Raw genomic sequence first — 20,706 nt, 5'->3', positions numbered from 1 at the left:
GTCAACCTGCTGGTGACAGATTAAAGCAAACATTAAGCCAACAATGCAACACATTGAAATGCAATGAATTTATTTTGACAACGTCAGAACTTTGTCATTTGCGATATTCGGTCGGAATGGGCAGATCTTTAGCCAGCGGCTGAGGACGGCGCCCCTGGCCACGGCGGAATTTCTTGAGCTGGAAGACATAGGCCAGAACCTGGGCAACCGCCGCAAACAACCCTTCCGGGATCTCGTGGCCCAACTCGGTAGAGTGGTAGATAGCCCGGGTCAAGGCCGGTGACGGCATGATGGGTATCTCGTATTCTCTAGCTATCTCCCTGATCTTCATTGCAATTTCATCAGTTCCCTTGGCCAAGACCTTGGGCGCAGCACCGGGTTTGCCCGCATCATACTTGAGCGCTACCGAGTAGTGAGTCGGGTTGGTGATCACCACATCAGCCTTGGGTACATCCCCCATCATCCGGCGCATCGCCATCTGCATCTGCAACTGGCGGATCTTGCCCTTTACCTCGGGTTTACCCTCGCTATCCTTGAACTCGTCCTTCACCTCCTGCTTGGTCATCTTGAGCTGACGCATATGGTTCCATTTTTGGAACGGCACATCGATGGCCACAATAGGCAACAGGGCACAGCAAAGAATGATCAGCATCCACAAAAAAAGGTCGAGGGCATCTATAATCCCACCGGGGAATCCCTCCATGGAGAGGTTGAGCAGATGATCAAACTGGCTGGAGAGCATCCACCAGGCAAACAGGGTGATGAACACCACCTTGGCGATGGACTTGACCAGCTCAATCAGTGACTGCACCCCAAACATCCGCTTGAACCCGCTGATGGGGCTCATCTTGCTGAATTTCGGCATCATTGCTTCAGTGGAGAAGTTCATCCCCCCCATCAGGATATTGCCGATAAAAGCTGCAATAGCGACCAGAGCGAATAGCAATCCGAGCGGAAACACCAGTTCCCCCAGCAGCGCCGGCACCATGGCAACCATGGCATTGGGATCGAAAGCCTGCTCTCTGTTCAGCGTGAAGCCCATGGTCACCACCTTGAGCATGGCGTTCGCTAGGTAACCCTTGATAAACAGCAGGCCAAATACGGCTGACAACAGCACACTGGCTGTTCCCAGCTCCTTTGAACGTGCAATCTGCCCTTTTTCACGGGCCTGTTGCAGTCGTTTGCCCGTGGGTTGTTCGGTACGTTCCTGGTCGGTATCAGCCATTGACACCTCCGAAACATTGGGTGTCAATCAGCTCGCAACTGACCTCCTGCACCCGCTCCCACAAGGTGTCGAAATGGCCGAGGAACCCGCCGATCGTAAGCCAGAGGATAAGCAAACCCGACATCATGCTGACGGCAAAACCGATACTGAAAATATTGAGCTGGGGGGCTGCCCGGGTCATCACGCCAAAAGCGAAGTTGATAAGCAACAGCGCCACGATGGCAGAGAGGGCCATCACCAGCGAGGCCTGATACATGACCCCCAGGAACGCGCTCAGGGTTTGCATAGAAGAGAGTGACAGACCGCTATCGGAGATGGGTAGCGTCTCAAAACTGAGGATAACCAGGCGTAGCATCACCAGATGACCATCAAGCGCCAGAAATACCAGAGTCGCCAGCATCAGATAAAACTGACCGACCACAGGGGCCGACTGGCCATTCATCGGATCCACCAGGGTGGCAAAACCCAGACTGGTTTGCATGGCTATCACCTGCCCCGCCATCACGAAGCTTTCCATCAGAAACTGGGTCATCAACCCCAGCGCAATACCGATCAGCAGCTGCTGGCCCAAGACCAGAAAACTGCCGGCAGAGAAGAGCTCCACTGGGGGCATGGGAGGGAGCAGAGGAGCAACCAGAAACGTCACGGCTACCGCCAGCCCCAACCTGATCCGAGCGGCGACCAGCCGGCTGCCAAATACCGCCATCACCATGAAAAGGCTGCTTATTCTAGCCAGTGGCCAGAGAATGGACGACAACCACTCCATGATCAGAGCGGTGGTATAGGTCACCCCACCACCTCGGGAATTTGATTGACCATCAGGATGAAGAAGTCCATCAGACTCTGCATTCCCCAGTGAGCACCAATCCCTAGGGCCAAAAGGGTCACGATGAGACGGGGCAGAAAGCTCAAGGTCTGTTCGTTGATGGAGGTGGCGGCCTGAAAGATGGCTACCACCAACCCGATAGCAAGGCTGGGCAGGATCACGGCGCTGACCATGATATTGACCAGCCAGAGCGCCTCACGAAATACATCGACAAAGGTTTCTGGACTCATGTTCGGGCTCCTTGCATGGGACCGGTTAACCGGCACCCAGTCCGAAACTGTTGGCCAGCGAACCCAGGATCAGGTTCCAGCCATCCACCATCACAAACAGCATCAGTTTGAAAGGCAATGAGACGATCATCGGCGAGAGCATCATCATCCCCATCGCCATCAAGATACTGGCGACCACCAGATCGATGACCAGAAACGGCAAGAACAGCATAAAGCCAATCTGGAAGGCTGTTTTCAGTTCGCTGGTGACAAAGGCCGGGATCAGCACCCGCAGCGGCACATCGGCAGGCTTCTCCACCTGCACGTTGGCGATCTCCATAAAAGTATTGAGATCCTTGATCCGGGTCTGGGCCAGCATGAACTGGTGGATGGGCAATTCAGCCCGTTCCAGCGCCTCCTTGGCCTCAATGGTTTCGGCCAGATAGGGCTGCAGTGCCTCGTCATTTATGCGATCCAGCACAGGCGACATGATGAAGAACGACATGAACAGGGCGATGCCGATCAACACCTGATTGGAGGGGCTCTGTTGCAGACCGATCGCCTGACGCAAGATACCCAACACTATGATGATACGGGTAAACGAGGTCATCATGATGACCATTGCCGGCAGGAATGAAAGTGCCGTCATCAACGCCAGCACCTGCAGGGTCAGGCTGTACTCCTGAGAGCCATCCCCCATGGTCTTGACGGTCACTGCCGACATGCCGTCCTGCGCCAGCGCAGGCCAGGCGCAAAACAGCGAAATCAACAGGCTGGCCAGCAATCCGCTTTGCCACAACAAGCCGTTAGTTTTTTTCATGTTTGCCCATCAACTTACCCAGCTGCTGGGAAAACGCCTGCGGCTGCTGTTCGTCCAGCGGCTCCTCCAGCCGATAGAGAAAGTTGACCTGCTGCGGCGTTACGCCGACCAGCAGCTGCTGCTCACCCACCTTGACCACCAGCAACTTCTCCTTGTAGCCCACAGGCAGCGTAGCAATCACTCTCATCTGCCCGCCCCCCATGGCGGTGGCAATTTTGCTCTTCTTGAGCAAGAAACCCAGCACCAGAATAAGCCCGATCACCATCAGGCTGGAGAGCAGCCAGGAGCTCAGGCTGGGAGGGTTGGCGGCCCCCCCCACCTCGGCAAACACCGGCAATGGCAGCCACAACAGCAGCAGACGCATCATTTGAGTTTCTTAATCCGTTCAATCTGGCTGATGACGTCGGTCAGGCGAATACCGAACTTGTCGTTCACCACCACCACCTCGCCGTGAGCGATCAGGGTACCGTTAACCAGCACGTCGAGGGGCTCGCCCGCCACCCTATCCAGCTCCACGACCGAGCCCTGGTTGAGCTGCAGCAGGTTACGAATGCTAATCTGGCTGCGACCGACCTCCATCGAGATGGTGACCGGAATATCCAGAATGGTGTCAAGCTTGCGCCGCTCCTCGGCACTGATGGGGGCATCGTCCTTGAGCTCTTCCAGCGGGGCCGGTTTGGCTTCCGCCGTCACCTGCTCCTCCAGTGCTGCCGCCCAGGCATCAGCCATCAGATCCTCTTCCTCTGTTCCGCTCATCTTGTTTCCTTATACCACTTCGTGACGATCAATAACTGCAAACCGTCGATTAACGCTGTTGTTCTTCGATGCTGCGCTCAAGCTCTTCAAGCTCGGCCTCACCATCGATACGTACACCACCCCGGGTCACCAGATGCATCTCGGTCTTGACCCCTTCCGGGCGCTTGAGCTTGTCGGTGATCTTGAGTGCCACATTCTCCTTGGTCCGCCCCATCTTGGCATGGAAGGTGGGCAAATCTTCCACGTAGACCAGCAAATGTTCGGGCATGTCGACCGGAATAATATCTCCCGGCTGCAGCTCCATCAGTTCACGCAGAGTGAGTTCGGTCTCCAGCAGTTTGGCCCTCAACTCGACCTTTACATCCATGATCTCGTCACGAAGTGCCTTGCTCCAGCGCACGTCTGTGTCACCCTTGTCACTCTGCACACCGGCATCGAGCAGTTCACGGATCGGCTCCAGCATGGAGTAGGGCATGGCCACGTGGAAATCGCCGCCGCCACCATCGAGTTCGATGTGAAACGAGCTCACCACAATCACTTCGGTCGGGCTGACGATGTTGGCCATCGCCGGGTTCACTTCAGAGTCGAGATACTCGAACCCTACGTCCATCACCGGCGCCCAGGCATCCTTGTAATCCTCAAACACCAGTTTGAGCAGCATCTGGATGATCCGTCGCTCGGTCGGCGTGAACTCGCGCCCCTCAATCTTGGCGTGGTAGCGCCCGTCACCACCGAAGAAGTTCTCCACTAGGATGAAAACCAGTCGTGCCTCCATGGTGATGAGTGCGGTTCCTTTCAATGGCCGGAAACGCACCATATTGAGGCTGGTCGGCACGAACAGGGTGTGAACATACTCACCAAACTTCAGCATCTGCACCCCGTTGATGGAGACCTCGGCGGTACGACGCATCATGTTGAACAGGCTGATCCGCATGTGGCGAGCAAAACGTTCGTTCACCAGCTCCAGGGTCGGCATCCGGCCACGGACGATGCGGTCCTGGGAGGAGAAGTCAAACTGGGCAACGCCGGGGTCTCCGGCGCCGCCTATCTCTTCCTCTTCGACATCATCGACACCGTGCAAGAGGGCATCAATTTCGTCCTGACTTAACAGATCGCTCACGCTTCACCTACTGCATTACAAAGCCGGTAAACAGCACTTGTTCGATAACGGGGGAAGAGACCAGGTCCTTAAGCACCCGACGGCACTCTTCCAGTGAATCCTTGCGCAGCTTCTCCTTGCCTTCAAAGGTCATCAGCTGTTCGGCACTGGCTGCACTGAACACCCGCAGCAAGGTGCCTTCAATCAGGGGTATATTCTGTTTGGCCAGCGTCTCGTCGGCGGTGCCGCGCACCATCAGCTGGATCTTGATCTGCACCAGTCGATCCCGCTGGGCTCCCGCGACGTTGAAGACAAAGGGACGCGGCATCCCGACATAAAGGGATGGCTGGGGTGCTTCCACCTTGGGTTTGGCCTCAGCACCCTCCGCCGCTTCGGCAGGGGGGGTATCCGAGCCGGACAGCATAAGCCAAGCGCCAGCTCCACCACCGCCCAGCAAAATGACCGCCAGGGCAATGATAATAATCAGCTTCTTTTTCTTGCCCGCAGCCGGGTCTTTTAGCGTCAATTCGTTATCGTCAGCCATCCCTTGTCCACCCTAGTCTCAAACTTGTTCGATATCATAAACTTACTCGGGATTGCATCAAGCATAGAAATCTATTCCTGAACCGTTTGTCGATTCCACCGACAAATTGGGGTTGGTCGTAGTGACCTCCCCGTCAAGATGGCTATGACCGGAGTGTCCCTCTCCTGATTGTCCCTGCCCGGCAAACGCCGACTGACCCTGCTGTTGTTGCTGCGGTGACTGTTGTGACTGCTGCTGCACCTGGGTCTGGCCAAGCTGGATCCCCTGCCCCGCCAGCATTTCACGCAGACGGGGCATCGCCTGCTCCAGCATCTCACGGGTCTGTCCGTGCTGGACTACAAAATGGACGCTCGCCTGGCTGGATGCGTCGATCTGGATCTTGATCTTCATCTTGCCAAGGCCGATGGGGTCTAGCTGAAGCTCGGCCTGCTGCAGCTTGTCGGCCAGCATCAGGTTGACCTTCTGGTGCAATTCGGCGGGTGCTTCCTGACTAGACAGTTTCAAATGGGGTAAATTCTGCGGTTCACGGCGCAACGTGCCCTCAGCGGCGGGCGCCCGGCTGTCGGCCACCTGGGGCTGAGGCTGGCTGTTCTGGCCATGCTGTACAGTCTGGCTCTGGCTGCTCTCGCTGCTCGATGTCGTAGCGACAAGACTCTTCTCAGACTCACCGGCCTTCGGTTTTACCTCAAGCGAAACCGCTTTGCGCACCTCGTCGGTGCCCGTCACTTCCATCTGCCTGATCCCGGCTGAAATGCTCGACAGCGGTGCTTGCGGCCCCTGAGATTCGGCCTGCGCCAACACCTGCTGCGGCGCCACCATCACGGGTGCGGCAGCGCTATCGGTCTGAGTCGTCACATTTGGCGTCACGCTGCTCTGGGCTGTGGCACTTTGCACTGTCGTCACTTGCGCCGCACCTGGATTGGAGGATGTGGTTGTCGCTGCCTGCTGTCCCCCCTCGGCGCTACTCTTATCAGCTCCCTTGCCAGCCCCATTAGCGATGCTCTCTACGGCAGTAGAAGTGGTTGAGCTACCCGCATCTGGTTGTTTGCCCCCCTCACCGAATGCCTTGAGCACCGCCCCCTGAGTCGCGGCTTGAGCAGCTTGTCCCTTGCCGGTCACGACGCTGCTGGCAGCGGGGTCGGATTTGCTGTCATCTCCCTCTTTCACTGCGGGTGACTCACCACTATTTGCCGCATTGGCGGACGCCTCAACCGGCAACACCCTGGCCAGTTGGGCCATCCGCTCAGCCCCCGTAAGGGGCTTGGTGAGCTTGCCATCTGCCCCGAGAGTTTCACCCTTGGCAGAGACTTTCTCCCCGGGCTGACCATCTTGGGTGGCGGCGGCATCCTTCCCCTCAGAAGTGTTGGGAGCGGAGGACAGTACGGCGGTCGAGGCGTCGCCCTGCTCAATCACTCCTCCTGCAGAGAGTGAAACCGGAGTTTCAAGGGATGATTTACCAGTCGTAGCCAGAAGCGACTGCGCCCCGGACTGATCGGCAAGTTGGCGTACAGTCCTGACAGTTGCAGGGGACTGCTCGCTTTCATCAAGCGCAATCCCCTCCAGCGCACCCTCTTGCGGCAACGGATTGCCGTCTGCCGCAGTGGCGCTCTGTTGGGCCGCCACCGCCAGTTGGGGTGTCACTAGCGAGGTATCGAGCTTGAGGGAGTCTTGCAGACGGAGCAGAAAGTCGGTGGCAGGGAGCTCCTCCGCCTTGTTGTCGGCGCCAGGCTCCTGCTCCTTGCTGGCCTCCTCTTTGGGAGAGGCGCCCTCGGTCGCCAAAGATTTGGCTGATCGGACATTTTTATCGCCCTGAGTAGCCTCGGCGGCGCCCTGTTCGCTGTTCCGGGCCTTGGCAATCAGAGTGGCGAAATCACCCTTGCTGTCGCGCCCCCCCAGATCGATGCCATTGCTCTCGACTGAGCTGCTCAGAGGCGCTTTGTCCAATCCGTTGGCCGCAGCCGAAGGCGTTTGTGTCAACACTGTCTGCATCATGATGGCATCCCTGAATTCTGGCGGCCCCCTACGAGATGGCCGCCGACAATGTCCAGATCAAAGCAAGTTACAGGCCAGATTGATGAAAACGCCGCAACATGGCGTACTCATCCAGCATCTTCTGCTCCTGACGCAGAGCTTTCTGCTGCTTGCGGCGCGCCTGCTTCTCCAGCAACAGCTCTACCGCCTTGCGTCGCTGCTGGGCAGCCAGCCACTCTCCACGACGTTGCTCCAGCGCCTGACGCACCTGCAGCACCCCTTCGTATTGCTGGGTCGCCGCCTGCTCAAGCTTGTTGATAAAGGCGTGATACTGGCTGTTTTGCTGGGGCGAAATCCCTTGTAAACCGCGATCGGTCCACTGCTGGTGGTAGATCTGGCGGTACTGGTTGAGGGCATTTTGCTGATCCATAAACAGCTTGAGATCCTGCTGCGCCTTCACCAGCGCCAGCGCACACTGCTGCTCTGCCTCAGCCAGCCGCTCTGCCAACAATAGCAACCCTTTACTCATAGTCGCACCCTCTCTTCCCAACCGTCATCAACGCATCAAGGGCATCGCCACCATCTGCAAGGCTTGCAGGCCATCATCGTAGTGAATGACCTCGCGCATCCCCTGCTGCAAGAACTGATCCAGGTAGGGTTTTTGAATGATGGCGCGGTCGATGCGGGGGTCGGAACCCTGACTGTAGGCACCGATGGTGATGAGATCCCGGTTCTGCTGATAGAGGGAGTAAAACTGCTTGAGGGTGCGCGCCAACTCCATGTGCTCAGGTGAAGTGACCATGGGCATGACCCGGCTGATGGATTTCTCGATGTCAATGGCCGGATAGTGGCCCGCATCGGCCAGCTCGCGCGACAGCACTATGTGGCCATCGAGGATCGCCCGCGCCGCATCGGCAATGGGATCTTGCAGGTCATCCCCCTCGGTCAATACGGTGAAGAATGCCGTGATGGAGCCCTGGCCGTCACTGCCGTTGCCTGCCCGCTCCACCAGCGCCGGTAATTTGGCAAATACCGACGGTGGATAGCCCTTGGTCGCTGGCGGCTCGCCCACCGCCAGCGCGATCTCACGCTGGGCCTGAGCGTAACGGGTAAGAGAGTCCATCAAGAGCAGCACATTAAGCCCCTGATCGCGGAAATACTCGGCGATGGCCAGCGCCGTTTCACACCCCTTGAGCCGCATCAGCGGCGAGGCATCGGCGGGAGCCGCTACCACCACGGAGCGGGCACGGCCCTCCTCTCCCAGAATGTCTTCAATAAACTCTTTAACTTCCCGGCCCCGTTCACCGATGAGGCCGACCACCACCACATCCGCCACCGAGCCGCGGGTCATCATGCCCAGCAGCACCGATTTACCGACACCGGAACCGGCAAACAGCCCCATCCGCTGGCCCTGACCGACCGTCAGCACGGCGTTGATGGCGCGCACCCCGACATCCATCGGTTGATGGATCGGGCGACGAGAGAGCGGGTTGATGCGGTGCTGGGCAAACTGCACCGTCCGGGACGAGATAATGGGGCCGAGGCCATCAAGCGGCTGGCCGATGCCGTCGATGACCCGACCAAGCAGGTTCATGCCAACAGGAATACCGTGCTCTTCGGTGATGGGCACCACACGGGCACCAGGGATCACCCCCTTGAGCTGTTCACTCGGCATAAGATAGAGGCGATCGCCAGAGAAGCCGACCACCTCAGCCTCCAGCGTCCCATCAAGGGTATCGATACGGCAGAGGGCACCGATGGCGGCACGGCAGCCGATGGCTTCGAGGGTCAGCCCCACCACCCGGGTCAATTTACCGGCGACCGGCGGTTTGGGGGCGCTGTCGCGTACCTTGTACCCTTGCAACCGGTTCAGTAGCGAGCCGCTCATCTGGCCTCCTGAGAGCTAAAAAGTGCAGCCGGACAGCAACGTCCGGCATCGGTTATGGGCGTGGATCCTGCGAAGCCGGTTTCTGCGACGCATTGTCCCGCAAGAAGTTGCGCAGCAACTGATCGATGCGCCCGGAGAGGGTCAAATCGATGCTGGAGAGCTCGGTAGCCAATTGCAGATCGCCGGGGGAGAGGGTGGGATCGCTCTGCAATCGCCAGTGGCGCTTGGCGCACTCGTCGGCGCCAAATGCCTGTTCGATTCGCGCGATATCGTCGGGATGCAGCATCAGAGTCACCCCCTGTTCGGCGGCAGGCAGCAAGGCCAGCCCCTCTTTAAGCGCCTCCAGCAGAATGCGGGGGGAGGTCTCCGCTTCGTGACGAATAAGCGCACGAGCCAGTTGCATCACCAGCGAGACCAACTGCTGCTCCACCGCCTGATCCAGCTCGTTAAGCGGATTGGCAAGGCGGGCGGCGAGCCCCTGCCAGTGGGCGATCTCCTGCTCCACCAGCTCGCGCCCCATAGCCAGCCCCTCCTCGCGCCCCTGTTCGAGACCGGCAGAGTGGCCCTGTTGCAATCCTTCCAGCTTGCCCTCTTCCATCCCCTTGGCATAACCGGACTCGCGCCCCTCGGCCATCCCCTCTTCCCAGGCAGCCTGACGGATCGCTTCAAGCTCTTCGGCGGTGATGCTGGGGGCCGGCTCCTGTTCGGGCTCCGGCTCCACCACCTCCTCTTCCTGCTGATACCAGTCAGGGGCCAGGCCAAGGGCATTGGTAGGCGCTCCCGCCTCTACCTCGACCTCCATCTCGGGCCAGCCCCAGGTCTCAACCCGGGCATCATCGCCCTCGGGGAGCACATACCCACGCAGTTTGTTGTTCATGCTTTGCGCGGCTCCTCACCACTGCCTGATGCGGGTTTGGCATCGCAATTCGGTTTATGGGCCATGGCTTAGAGGAACTCCTCGCCACCGCCGGAACCCAGCATGATCTCGCCGGCATCCGCCAGACGGCGGGCGATGGAGAGGATCTCCTTCTGGGCAGCCTCCACCTCGGAGACCCGGATCGGCCCCATGGCCTCCAGATCGTCTGCCAGCATTTCTGCCGCCCGTTTCGACATGTTCTTGAAGATCTTCTCGCGCATCTGATCGTCGGACCCCTTGAGGGCGCGCTGCAACAGATCCCCAGGCACTTCCCGCAGCAGAGTCTGGATACCGCGATCGTCCACATCGATGAGGTTTTCGAACACGAACATCAAATCCTGGATCTGCTGGCTCATCTCTTCGTCCGACTCGCGGATGGAGTCCATCAACTGGCCTTCGATATTGGTATCCAGATAGTTCATGATGTTGGCGGCTGCCTTCAGGCCGCCCATCTTGGCTGCCTGGGCACCGGCCGCACCGGCGAACTGTTTCTCCATGATGTCGTTCAACTCTTGCAGTGCCGCCGGTTGTACCTCTTCGAGGTTGGCGATACGCATCACCAGATCGAGGCGCACCTGCTCCGGGAACTGGCTCAGGATCTCAGCGGACTGCTCCGGCTCCAGATAGGAGAGCACTATGGTCTGGATCTGCGGGTGTTCGTTCTGGATGATGCTGGCCACCTGACGGGCATCCATCCACTTGAGCGAATCGAGGCCACGGGCGCCGGAACCGAGAATGATCTGGTCCACCAGGTTGCTCGCCTTGTCCTCGCCAAGGGCCGCCACCAACGCCTTGCGCACAAAGTCTTCACTACCGATACCTATGTTGGTGTACTTCTGGATATCGTCGATGAATTGACGGTGCACCGCCGCCACCCGATCGTGACTGAAATCGGACATGGAGGCCATCGACATACCGAGCCGCTGCACCTGCTTGGGTTCGAGATGGCGGAAGATCTGGGCGGCATCCTCTTCGTTGAGGCTCAACATCAATACAGCCGCCATCTCCATACCGGACATCTGATCCAGCAACTGGCGCTGGCTGTCGGTAATGTCGTTGCCGGTCACCTGGCTTTTAGTTTCTTCAGGCATCTTTGGTTACCCACTCTTTAATGACCTGAGCGGCCAGATCCGGTTCGTTCGCCACCAGCGCACGCACCGCCTTGAGCAAATCTTCGTCACGGTGCAGATCCGGCAGTTTCAGCTGGCCATCGCGCACCCCGAATACCTGCTCTCCCTCAACCTGGGCTGCCAGCAAGCTGAGCTCGTCGTCACCACCCAATACGGTGTGGTTGTCAAAGTCAACTTCCCCTTCCGGCTTGGCATCCGGATAGAGCAACCGCTTGAGCATGGGGCGAACCACGGTGACGATCAAGACAATAATCACCAGTACCGAGGCGGCAATCCGTACCGCACGCCAGAACCAGGGCTGATCGTAGAGCGGCACCTCGGCCACGGTATCAAGCTCGGGACGATTGAACGGAATGGCGACCACCTCGAGGGTATCACCACGGGTCACATCAAAGCCAAGGCCACCGCTCAGCAAACGGCGCAGGGTATCGAGTTCCGCCTGGGTGCGCGCTTCGCGGGTCACAGCCCCGTCGGCACCGGGCACCGCCTTGTAATCCACCGCGACCGAGACGGTCATGCGGCGAATGCCCCCCATCTGACGCCGGGTATGGCTGACGGTGGTATCCAGTTCGAAGTTGCGGGTCGCCTCTTTGCGAGAACGCCCCGAGGCAGCAGCGCTGGCCCCATCACCGCCAGTGGCCTGTTCAGGAATATTGGACGCGGCAGGGGGCTGGTTGCTGAGAGCCCCCGGCACTCCGCCATTGCTGCCGCCGGAGCTGTTCTCTTCCAACGTCATCTCGGAGCGCACTGCAGGCAGATCCGGGTTGTAGGTTTTGCGGGTCTGCTCCTGCTGGGAGAAGTCGAGGGAGAGATCCACTTCCGCCGTATAATTGTCGGCGCCAAGCACCGGGATCAGAATGGCGTCAATTTTTTGCTTGTACTCCAGCTCCTGCTTCTGTTGCATCGCAAATTCCTTGCGCGTCTGGGCAGAGACGGGATCCTGGGAGCCGGAATTAAGCAGGCGGCCATTCTGGTCGGTGACGGTGACACGAGTCGGCTCCAGGCCATGTACCGCAGAGGCCACCATATCGACGATGGAGTCCACCTCCCCCTGCCCCAGTGCCGCCCCTTTCAGGTTGAGTACCACGGTAGCACTGGGCTTGCGCTCGTTGCGGGCAAAGACGTTATCTTTGGGGATGGCCAGCAGCACCTGGGCCTTGGCCACATTCTGGAACTGTTCAATGGCGCTCGCCAACTGGCGCTCGCGACTCAACTTGAGGCGCTCGGCCTCCATCCGCTGGCTGACACCGAAACTGGAGTCCTTGAGCAGAATATCCTCTCCACCATTGGCTACATCGGCCGCATTGGTGAGGCCGGCCCGGGTCAGTGCCAACCGGATACTGGCAAAGTTCTCGGCACTGACCAGCACGCTCTTGCCATCGACCTCATAGGGGATCTTCTGCTGATCGAGGAAGTCGAGGGTCTTGACCAGCTCCTGAGTGGTATAGGTGCCAAGAGGGCGCATATCCGGCTCCTTGCCCCACAGCAGGATGAAGACGGCGATGGCCAGGCAGATGGCAAGCCCCAGGATCAGAGTGATCTGGCGCAGTACATCGGTATTGGACAAGAATCCCAGTGCCGAGCTCTTCTGCTCGTTGGCATCGAGGGCGGCGGTGCCCTCATCGTTTATCAGCAGATCGCCATTTTGGTCAGTAGCCACGATTTATGTCCTTATTGCTGACATGTCATGATGCACGGTCATCGCTCAGACCGGCATATTCATGATGGTTTTGTAGGCATCAACCATCTTGTTGCGCACTTGCACCGTCGCCTCAAAGGCGATGGAGGATTTTTGGCCCGCGATCATCACCTCGGCCAGATCCACCGACTTGTCGCCCATATCGAAACGGGTGCGCAGATCATTGGCTGCGCCCTGCAACTCGTTGACGTTACCGAGCGCCTGCTGCAACAGCAGGCCAAAATCGGAGGTCACCTGACGGCCAGGCTGTGACAGCGGGGTTGCACCGGCCTCTACCTTGAGAGCCTGCATCTCTTGCATCAGGCTGCTTGCACTAATTTCCATTTTCTGTCCCCAGACAAATCATTGACGCTGACGGACCAAAAGCAATAAAAGTGCCAATTAGGTAAAAACGATCTCAAGCCGCAGAAATGGAGGGGAAAAAGAGATGATGAGGGGGATCGGGGAATAGGCCGCTTCACGCACGGCACGGCTCCGTAACCGGCCACACCGTAGAACCGTGATGTTTGTCGAGCCACTTGACCAGTGGTTTGTTGTGAAGATTAACCACTCGACGGGCTATCAGTCCGGGGGGATGGCGCGTGCAGAGCCGGCTATCGGGCTCTGCACGCTTGCGGGTGCGGACTGATACGCTCCGCGGCCCCAGTCAAAGCTGGCATCGGACACTGCCGTTATGGCTCAGAAGTGTCCCCCCTGGCGGCCAGCGCCTCATCTACCTGCTGATCCCGCTGCCCGGTCATGCTGGCGTGACGGGCGATCAGGTGGTAGGTGGCGGGCACCACCAGCAGGGTAACCAGGGTCGCCAGGGAGAGACCGAAGAAGACCACGGTCCCCACCGCCATCCGGCTCTCGTAGCCAGCCCCCATGGAGAGCATCAGCGGCACAGCGCCGATGATGGCGGTGAGCGAGGTCATCAGGATCGGCCGCAGACGGCGCACCGAACCCGCGATGATCGCCTCTTCGAATCCTTCACCGCGCTGACGCAACTGGTTGATGAACTCGACGATGAGAATACCGTTCTTGGTCACCATGCCGATCAGCATGATCATCCCGATCTGGCTGTAGATGCTCATCTCCTGCCCCGTCAACCAGAGGCCAAGTAGACCGCCGAAGATGCCGAGCGGCACCGTCATCATCACCACGGTCGGGGTGAGGGTGCTCTCGAACTGGGCCACCAGCACCAGATAGACCACCAGCAGGGCGAGGCCGAAGACCATCGCCATCTCCCCCTGATTGTCGCGGTAATCCTTGGAGTCACCGGCGTAATCGACCGTCATGCCGCTCGGCAGATGCTCGTTGGCCCAGCCATCGAGGAAGTCGAGCGCCTCGCCCAGAGTGTGATCCGGTGCCACATCGGCGGTCAGGGTCACCGCCTTCTGGCGTTGATAGTGGTTGAGGCGGTTGGCGGTCGCCACCTGCTTGACGGTCGCCAGCGTCGAAAGGCTCACCATCTCGCCATTGGCCGCCTTCAGGTAGATGCGGCCGAGATCCGAGATGCCGTTGAACTCCTTCTGGTTGGCGCGCAGGTAGACGTCATACTCCTCGCCCCTGTCCACATAGGTGGTCTTGCTCACCCCGCCCAGCATCGCCTGCAGAGTGCTGGCAACGGTGGAGACCGGTATGCCGAGCTGGCTGGCGCTGTCACGTGAGACGGTCACCTGCAGCTCCGGCGTTTTCTCGGCGTAGTCGAGATCCGGGCTTATCATCAGGCCGCTCGCCTGCGCCGCTTTTTGCAGCGCCAGCCCCTGCTGGTAGAGCTCGGCATAGTCGTTGCCCTGCAGCACGAACTGCACCGCAGCGGTAGAGCCGCCACGAAAGCCTGGCTGGAAGGTGCGGATCATCACGTCGGGAATAACCGACAGCTTGGCGCCGAGCGAGCGGGAGAACTGGGTGGCGGTGATGTCGCGCTCGGCCCAGTCGGTGAGCTGGATAATCACCATACCGGTCTGATCACCGCCGCGGCCAAAGGCGGGGGTACTGAAGCTCATCGCCTTGACCACCCCCTGGCCCAGCATCGGCATGATGGTCGATTCTACCTGCTGCATGTTGCGCTTCATCCGCTCGATGCTGGTCCCCTCCGCCCCCTTGACGAAGACGAAGACCACACCGCGATCCTCGGTCGGGGTGAGACTGCTAGGCAGCTGGGTAAAGAGGGCACCGATACCGGCCAGACAGAGCAGCAGCGCCAGCGGCATCCAGCGGGAGCGACGAAGCAGCCCCTGCAGCAGGTGACGATAGTGCCCCTCCACCCAGCCCAGAGTGCGATCGAGAGCCGCCGTCAGCCGGTTCGGCTTGTCGAGCGGGCGCATCAGCCAGGAGCCCATGGCTGGCGTGAGGGTCAGCGCCACCAGCGAGGAGCAGAGCACCGCCAACGAAAGCAACATCGCAAACTCGGTAAAGAGCCTGCCCACCATACCATCCATAAAAGCGATGGGAATAAAGACCATTACCAGCACGGCGGTGGTAGCGATGACCGCAAAGCCCACCTCGCGGGTGCCGTGCCAAGCCGCCAGCAGGGGGGGCTCACCCCGCTGCAGATGGTGGTGAATGTTCTCCACCACCACGATGGCATCATCCACCACCAGACCGATGGCGAGAATAAGCGCCAGCAGGGTGATGAGGTTGATGGAAAAACCGAGATACCAGGCGCCGATAAAGGCGGAGATGAGCGATACCGGGACCGTGATGGCCGGAATGAGTGTGGTGCGCCCCTGCCCGAGGAACAGATAGAGCACTGCCACCACCAGCACGGCACAGATGGCCAGTGTTTCATATACCTCGTCGATGGCCTGCTTGATAAAGATGGTGGAGTCGTAGTCAACCTCAAGGGTGGCCCCCTCCGGCAGGAAGCGCTGCATCTCCACCAGCTTCTTCTCCACCCCCTGTGCCACCGCCAGCGGGTTGGCGGTGGACTGGGCGACGATGCCGATACCCAGACTCTCCTTACCATTGCGCTGGTAGGCACTGTCTTCGTTCTTGGCTCCCACCTCCACATCGGCAATATCGGCCAGATAGACACTCTGACCGTTGGTCGCGGTACGGACCTGCAACTGCTGGAAATCTTCGGCGGTGTGGTAGAGCCGGGCAATCTGCACCGACATGGTCATGGAGTTGTTGCGGATCTCGCCACCCGGCAGCTCGATGTTCTCGCGCTTGAGGGCATCCTGCACATCCGCCACCGTCACGCCGCGGGCCGCCATATCGGCCGGCCTCAACCGCACATACATCACCTGCGTCAGATCGCCGGAGAGCGCCACTTCACTCACCCCGTCCACCAGGCTCAAGGGGTCGACCAGCACCCGGGTGGCGTAGTCGGTCATGGCGGTACGATCCATCTGGCTGCTGCTGAAGTTGAGCCAGACCGCCACATCACCGCTGCCGCTATCCTTGGTCACCAGCGGTTCGTCGGCATCCTCCGGCAGCTTGCTCTTGGCGCGAGTCAGGGCGTCGCGCACATCGGAGACCCCCTCCACCATGTTCCAGCCAAGCTTGAACTCCACCGTGATCATCGAGCGCCCCTTGCGGGTCACCGAGTTGATATTCTTGATACCGCTGATGCCGGAGAGCTGATCCTCGATGGGCTTGGTGACCTGACTCTCCATCACTGCGGGAGCCGCGCCCTCATAGGTGGTGGTGATGGAGACCGACGGGATCTGCACGTCCGGCATCTCCCGCACCGTCAATTTGCTAAAAGCGACCAGACCGAACACGCTGAGCAGGGCACTGAGCACCACCGCCACCAGCGGTCGGCGTACTGAGATATCGGAGAGCCACATCAGCCATTTACCTCCGCCAGATCGTGCACCTTGGCACCATCACGCAAGTTGACCAGCCCCTCGACCACGATGCGATCGCCGACTTTCAGCCCCTCGGTAACCCAGACAGTCTCACCCTCGGTCTCGCCGAGCACCACTGGCACCCGCTTGACCCGGCCATCGGCCTCAAGGCGATAGACGAAACGCTGCTCGCCGGCGTACTCCACCGACTGGGCAGGGATCAGAGTGAGCTGGCGGGAAGGGAGCAAGAGCTCCACGTTGAGCAGCATGCCCGGGCGCAACTGGCCGTTATTATTGGGTAACTCGACCCTCGCCTTGATGTTCTGGGTCTCGTTGGAGATACGGCTATCGAGGGTGGTGAGGGTGCCGTTAAAGCGCTGATCCGGCCAGGCTGCGCTGGTCGCTGTCACCGCCATGCCGGGGCGCAGCAGGGAAAGGTAGCGCTCCGGCACTGCCAGATCGAGGCGCAGGGTGTCGATATCGTCGAGGTGCAGCAGGGTATCGCCGCTATTGACCAGGGCCCCTTCGCTCAAATCAATCAGGCTCACGGTACCGGCAAAGGGAGCGGTGAGAGTGCGCAGGGAGAGTTCGTAACGGGCGGCATCGACCCGCGCCTGCACCTGATCAACGGTGGCCTCCTGCCCCTCCAGCACCGACTGGGTGACGGCTCCACGGGCGACCAGCTTGCGCATTTCGGTCAGCTTGCGATTCTCGTCGCGCAGACTGGCACTCTGCTCGGCCAGCTCCGCCTGTTGCTTGCCCGCATCCAGCGCGACCAGCGTATCGCCCTTGTTGACCTGCTGACCCGACTGCACCGCAATCTTGACCAGGCGCCCGGTCACCTCGGGAGTGATCACCACCGAGTGGTTGGCCGCCAGTTTACCTACCAGCTTGAGAGTCGGCTCGGCCAGACTCTGCTCGACGGTCTGGGTACGAATATTTATCTCGCGGGAAGGGGCTTTGGCTGCTGGTTGCAAGTGGCCAACCGCCCACCAGATGGCCGCTACCAGAGAGAGCAGGCCGAGGCCAATCCAGATACGCATTTTCATCAAACAATCCATGAAGTGTTAAGAAGGGGAAATCTGAGTGGGGGCCATTTTAGCCCCAGACTATGCCGTGACTATGTATAAATGTGACAAAACGTAACAGGTGCATGGTGAACTCACCCGGTTTCAGGTAGTTCAGTTTGTTTTCACACCACATCGCATACACTAACGACAATTTCCTTCGCAACCCGACTGACTGCCTATGCCCAACATGTCTGGCCACCGTTTTCTCACACGCCTGACCTGGCTCCTGTTCGCCGTGGTCATCCTGCTGATTGGTTTGACTTTGTGGCAAAGCCTGAAACAGATTGAACGCCTCTATCAAAGCGATACCCTCAACAGTGCCATCTACCTGCGGGATCGGTTCAAACGGACCGAAGTATTTCTGGAGGCGATGCGCGGGCAGGCTGAGGAGCGACTGCGCAGCGACCCCCAGTCGGTGCTCACCCGCCAGCTCTATCGCCATATCGAGGCGCTGCCAGAGGGGCTGGCTCTCGACAAGCTCCCCGGTGATTTGCCGGCCGGACTGGCAGGCAACCTCACCGGTGATGGCCCGCTGCCGCCCCCCGGCAGCGAGCGTGAGGCACGCATTCATCTGGCCCTGAGCCTCTCCCCCTTGCTTGCCACCGCCAGCCAGCGCCTTGGCAACGAGATCGCCTGGGTCTACTTCACCGGTGTGGACAACTTTATCTATCTCTACCCTTGGCAACCCTCCAGCCGGTTTCGCTTTTATCCCACCATCTACCAGAAGAGCTTCTGGCAAGATGCGCTGCACAGCACCAATCCGGACAAGAAGACCGTTCTCTCGCGCCCCTATGAGGACTTTATCGGGCGCGGCCCCATGGTCACCATGTCCCAGCCCCTCTACAAAGAGGGAACTCTGGTGGGAATGATCAACATGGATGTGCTGCTCGCCCGCCTGCAGCAGCAGCTCGATCAGATGACCCCGGCGCTGGGGGAATATCTGCTGCTCAATCAGTACCACCAGGTGCTGGCCAGCAGCGCGCGCCAACCCGTGGCGCCGCAAAACACCGAACCGACCGGCGAATATCAATGGCGGCAAGGCACATTGCAGCTGACCATGGCAATCCCAGATACCCCGTTGCGACTGGTGCACAACGTCACCCTGCTGCCGCTGGTGTGGGCCATGCTCTGCCAGTCCACGCCGACCCTGCTCGCCATCCTCTTTATGCTGCTGGCCGCCCTCTCCAACCTGAGATCCCATCGCCTCAACGAGCGGCTCAATTACCTCTCCTGCCACGATGCCCTCACCGGCGCCTTCAACCGCCACTATCTGGTGCTGCTGGAGCAGGCGGGAGAGCTGGCCCGGTTGCAAGCGGGGATCCTGATGTTCGATGCGGATCACTTCAAACGGGTCAATGACAACTTCGGCCATGCAGTCGGCGATATCGTGCTGATCCGGCTGGTGCAGATCTGCCAGCAGCAACTTAGGCCCACAGATCGCCTGATCCGCTGGGGGGGCGAAGAGTTTCTGCTGCTGATTGGCCGCGCAGATGCAACGCAGCTCGGCGAGCTGGCGGAGCGGCTGAGAAAGGCGGTGGCAGATCACGACTGGGCCGCCATCGAACCCGAGCTAGAGGTCACCATCAGCCTCGGCTATCTCCCCCACCAGGAGAACCTTCCCCTGCACGAAGCGGTACGCCGCGCCGATGTGGCGCTCTATCAGGCCAAGGCCAACGGTCGCAACCGCAGCGAAAGATGGCAGGATGACGCCTCCTGACTCTCGGAGTAAGCTGAGCCCTCAACCCCTTTTTTGGAGGACTGTCGTGCCACGTAAACCCCGCGTTGGGCTCGCTCTCGGGAGCGGCGCCGCCAGAGGATGGGCCCATATCGGCGTCATCCGCGCCCTTGAACGTCTCGGCATCAAACCGGATTTGATCGCTGGCTGCTCCATCGGCAGCTTTGTCGGTGCCGCCTATGCCGCCGGAGAACTAGATCGGCTGGAAACCTGGGTGCGCGGCTTTACCCGCCTGCAGGTGGTCAGCCTGCTCGACCCGGCCCTCTCCGGCGGTCTGTTTCGCGGCGAAAAGGTGTTTGGTCTTGCCGCCAGCCATCTGGGGGATCCCGATCTCGAGAGCCTGCCCATCCCCTTCGCCTGCATCGCCACCGAGCTCGATACCGGCCGCGAGATCTGGCTGCAACAGGGCCCGCTGCGCCAGTCGGTGCGCGCCTCCTGTGGTATGCCGGGGATCCTAACCCCGACCCGGATCAACGACCGCTGGCTGGTCGATGGCGCCGTGGTCAATCCGGTGCCCATCTCGCTGGCCCGCGCCATGGGGGCCGAGGTGGTGATTGCGGTCAACCTCAACACCGATATGCACCAACCCTGGACCGACGAGCCGGATCAACCCGGCAGCGGCGGTCTGCTCAGCCAGTGGCTCAATCGCGGTGAATCCGCGCCAGCCACCCCCGGTCTGTGGAGCGTGATGAGTGGCTCCATCAACATCATGCAGGAGCGGATCACCCGCGCCCGGATGGCCGGTGACCCGCCGGAGATCCAGCTCTGCCCGCGCCTTGGCAGCTTCTCCATCATGGATTTTCATCGCGCCAGCGATGCTATCAACGAGGGGGAAGCCTGTGTCGAGCGCAATCTCGATCAGCTCAAGGATGAACTGGGCCGCCTCGGGTTGCTGGGCAGTTAGTTGTCGACATGCAGCGGTTTACACATGGAAAAAGCGCCATTCGGCGCTTTTTTTTTCAACTTTGTCCCGTCCTGAATATGGTTTACACATTTCCCCCCAATAAATGGAGAACCCGATGGGACAAGGTGTGAAACGGAC

19 protein-coding genes are annotated in these 20,706 nt (G+C 59.8%); 2 read left to right on the top strand and 17 right to left on the bottom strand.

Going from position 1 to position 20,706, the window contains the following annotated elements; all coding sequences use genetic code 11:
- Positions 1-94: 94 nt before the first annotated feature.
- The 17 genes from flhB to G5195_RS14805 all read right to left on the bottom strand — a co-directional run bounded on the left by flhB (position 95) and on the right by G5195_RS14805 (position 17,908).
- Positions 95-1,225, bottom strand: coding sequence for a flagellar biosynthesis protein FlhB (flhB, locus tag G5195_RS14885; RefSeq protein WP_216951807.1), 1,131 nt, complete (start codon positions 1,223-1,225; stop codon positions 95-97).
- Positions 1,218-2,015 (bottom strand): flagellar biosynthetic protein FliR, encoded by a 798-nt coding sequence (gene fliR / locus G5195_RS14880; protein WP_216951808.1) that lies wholly within the window; start codon positions 2,013-2,015, stop codon positions 1,218-1,220. The genes flhB and fliR overlap by 8 nt, the downstream gene beginning before the upstream one ends.
- Positions 2,012-2,281, bottom strand: coding sequence for a flagellar biosynthesis protein FliQ (fliQ, locus tag G5195_RS14875; protein WP_005334727.1), 270 nt, complete (start codon positions 2,279-2,281; stop codon positions 2,012-2,014). The genes fliR and fliQ overlap by 4 nt, the downstream gene beginning before the upstream one ends.
- Positions 2,282-2,306: 25 nt before the next feature.
- Positions 2,307-3,080 (bottom strand): flagellar type III secretion system pore protein FliP, encoded by a 774-nt coding sequence (fliP, locus tag G5195_RS14870; protein ID WP_216951809.1) that lies wholly within the window; start codon positions 3,078-3,080, stop codon positions 2,307-2,309.
- Positions 3,067-3,447, bottom strand: a complete 381-nt coding sequence (fliO, locus tag G5195_RS14865) for a flagellar biosynthetic protein FliO (protein ID WP_216951810.1) — start codon at positions 3,445-3,447, stop codon at positions 3,067-3,069. The genes fliP and fliO overlap by 14 nt, the downstream gene beginning before the upstream one ends.
- On the bottom strand, positions 3,444-3,836 hold the full coding sequence (gene fliN, locus G5195_RS14860; protein WP_005343964.1) for a flagellar motor switch protein FliN: 393 nt from the start codon (positions 3,834-3,836) through the stop codon (positions 3,444-3,446). Before fliN ends, fliO begins: the two co-directional genes overlap by 4 nt.
- A 49-nt stretch (positions 3,837-3,885) precedes the next feature.
- Positions 3,886-4,956, bottom strand: coding sequence for a flagellar motor switch protein FliM (gene fliM / locus G5195_RS14855; protein ID WP_005343961.1), 1,071 nt, complete (start codon positions 4,954-4,956; stop codon positions 3,886-3,888).
- Positions 4,957-4,963: 7 nt separating this feature from the next.
- Positions 4,964-5,479 carry a flagellar basal body-associated protein FliL gene (fliL, locus tag G5195_RS14850; protein ID WP_227341088.1) on the bottom strand — a complete coding sequence of 172 codons (516 nt, stop codon included), beginning with the start codon at positions 5,477-5,479 and terminating at the stop codon, positions 4,964-4,966.
- A gap of 57 nt (positions 5,480-5,536) precedes the next feature.
- Positions 5,537-7,471, bottom strand: coding sequence for a flagellar hook-length control protein FliK (locus G5195_RS14845; protein WP_421222781.1), 1,935 nt, complete (start codon positions 7,469-7,471; stop codon positions 5,537-5,539).
- Between the two features lie 67 nt (positions 7,472-7,538).
- Positions 7,539-7,979, bottom strand: coding sequence for a flagellar export protein FliJ (fliJ, locus tag G5195_RS14840; RefSeq protein WP_421222779.1), 441 nt, complete (start codon positions 7,977-7,979; stop codon positions 7,539-7,541).
- A gap of 27 nt (positions 7,980-8,006) precedes the next feature.
- Positions 8,007-9,338, bottom strand: coding sequence for a flagellar protein export ATPase FliI (fliI, locus tag G5195_RS14835; RefSeq protein WP_421172543.1), 1,332 nt, complete (start codon positions 9,336-9,338; stop codon positions 8,007-8,009).
- Positions 9,339-9,390: 52 nt separating this feature from the next.
- Positions 9,391-10,215 (bottom strand): flagellar assembly protein FliH, encoded by an 825-nt coding sequence (fliH, locus tag G5195_RS14830; protein ID WP_421222777.1) that lies wholly within the window; start codon positions 10,213-10,215, stop codon positions 9,391-9,393.
- A 68-nt stretch (positions 10,216-10,283) separates the two neighbouring features.
- Entirely contained in the window at positions 10,284-11,345 is a 1,062-nt protein-coding gene (fliG, locus tag G5195_RS14825) for a flagellar motor switch protein FliG (protein WP_216951816.1), read from the bottom strand.
- Positions 11,338-13,044, bottom strand: a complete 1,707-nt coding sequence (gene fliF, locus G5195_RS14820; protein ID WP_266134068.1) for a flagellar basal-body MS-ring/collar protein FliF — start codon at positions 13,042-13,044, stop codon at positions 11,338-11,340. The genes fliG and fliF overlap by 8 nt, the downstream gene beginning before the upstream one ends.
- Positions 13,045-13,089: 45 nt before the next feature.
- The gene (gene fliE, locus G5195_RS14815) at positions 13,090-13,407 is read right to left on the bottom strand and encodes a flagellar hook-basal body complex protein FliE (RefSeq protein ID WP_042011636.1); all 318 of its coding nucleotides are present in this window, start codon (positions 13,405-13,407) and stop codon (positions 13,090-13,092) included.
- A gap of 347 nt (positions 13,408-13,754) precedes the next feature.
- Entirely contained in the window at positions 13,755-16,859 is a 3,105-nt protein-coding gene (locus tag G5195_RS14810; protein WP_421222775.1) for an efflux RND transporter permease subunit, read from the bottom strand.
- Positions 16,859-17,908, bottom strand: a complete 1,050-nt coding sequence (locus tag G5195_RS14805) for an efflux RND transporter periplasmic adaptor subunit (RefSeq protein ID WP_421222773.1) — start codon at positions 17,906-17,908, stop codon at positions 16,859-16,861. The genes G5195_RS14810 and G5195_RS14805 overlap by 1 nt, the downstream gene beginning before the upstream one ends.
- Before the next feature lie 199 nt (positions 17,909-18,107).
- On the opposite strand from G5195_RS14805, the gene G5195_RS14800 reads away from it, so the two are divergent.
- On the top strand, positions 18,108-19,646 hold the full coding sequence (locus tag G5195_RS14800) for a sensor domain-containing diguanylate cyclase (RefSeq protein ID WP_421222771.1): 1,539 nt from the start codon (positions 18,108-18,110) through the stop codon (positions 19,644-19,646).
- A gap of 46 nt (positions 19,647-19,692) precedes the next feature.
- On the top strand, positions 19,693-20,568 hold the full coding sequence (locus tag G5195_RS14795) for a patatin-like phospholipase family protein (RefSeq protein ID WP_100654262.1): 876 nt from the start codon (positions 19,693-19,695) through the stop codon (positions 20,566-20,568).
- Positions 20,569-20,706 lie beyond the last annotated feature (138 nt).

Origin of the sequence: Aeromonas sp. 601039 (assembly GCF_049174415.1) — a bacterium.
GTDB lineage: Bacteria > Pseudomonadota > Gammaproteobacteria > Enterobacterales > Aeromonadaceae > Aeromonas > Aeromonas veronii_A.
Note: the sequence above shows the minus strand (reverse complement) of the source record. Positions and strands in the feature narration are given on the sequence as shown.

Bases quoted from the DNA above. Each gene is read 5' to 3' on its own strand.
- flhB (WP_216951807.1), bottom strand. From the start codon at position 1,225: ATGGCTGATACCGACCAGGAACGTACCGAACAACCCACGGGCAAACGA.
- fliQ (WP_005334727.1), bottom strand. From the start codon at position 2,281: ATGAGTCCAGAAACCTTTGTCGATGTATTTCGTGAGGCGCTCTGGCTG.
- fliP (WP_216951809.1), bottom strand. From the start codon at position 3,080: ATGAAAAAAACTAACGGCTTGTTGTGGCAAAGCGGATTGCTGGCCAGC.
- fliO (WP_216951810.1), bottom strand. From the start codon at position 3,447: ATGATGCGTCTGCTGCTGTTGTGGCTGCCATTGCCGGTGTTTGCCGAG.
- fliN (WP_005343964.1), bottom strand. From the start codon at position 3,836: ATGAGCGGAACAGAGGAAGAGGATCTGATGGCTGATGCCTGGGCGGCA.
- fliL (WP_227341088.1), bottom strand. From the start codon at position 5,479: ATGGCTGACGATAACGAATTGACGCTAAAAGACCCGGCTGCGGGCAAG.
- G5195_RS14845 (WP_421222781.1), bottom strand. From the start codon at position 7,471: ATGATGCAGACAGTGTTGACACAAACGCCTTCGGCTGCGGCCAACGGA.
- fliJ (WP_421222779.1), bottom strand. From the start codon at position 7,979: ATGAGTAAAGGGTTGCTATTGTTGGCAGAGCGGCTGGCTGAGGCAGAG.
- fliI (WP_421172543.1), bottom strand. From the start codon at position 9,338: ATGAGCGGCTCGCTACTGAACCGGTTGCAAGGGTACAAGGTACGCGAC.
- fliH (WP_421222777.1), bottom strand. From the start codon at position 10,215: ATGAACAACAAACTGCGTGGGTATGTGCTCCCCGAGGGCGATGATGCC.
- fliG (WP_216951816.1), bottom strand. From the start codon at position 11,345: ATGCCTGAAGAAACTAAAAGCCAGGTGACCGGCAACGACATTACCGAC.
- fliE (WP_042011636.1), bottom strand. From the start codon at position 13,407: ATGGAAATTAGTGCAAGCAGCCTGATGCAAGAGATGCAGGCTCTCAAG.
- G5195_RS14810 (WP_421222775.1), bottom strand. From the start codon at position 16,859: ATGTGGCTCTCCGATATCTCAGTACGCCGACCGCTGGTGGCGGTGGTG.
- G5195_RS14805 (WP_421222773.1), bottom strand. From the start codon at position 17,908: ATGAAAATGCGTATCTGGATTGGCCTCGGCCTGCTCTCTCTGGTAGCG.
- G5195_RS14800 (WP_421222771.1), top strand. From the start codon at position 18,108: ATGCCCAACATGTCTGGCCACCGTTTTCTCACACGCCTGACCTGGCTC.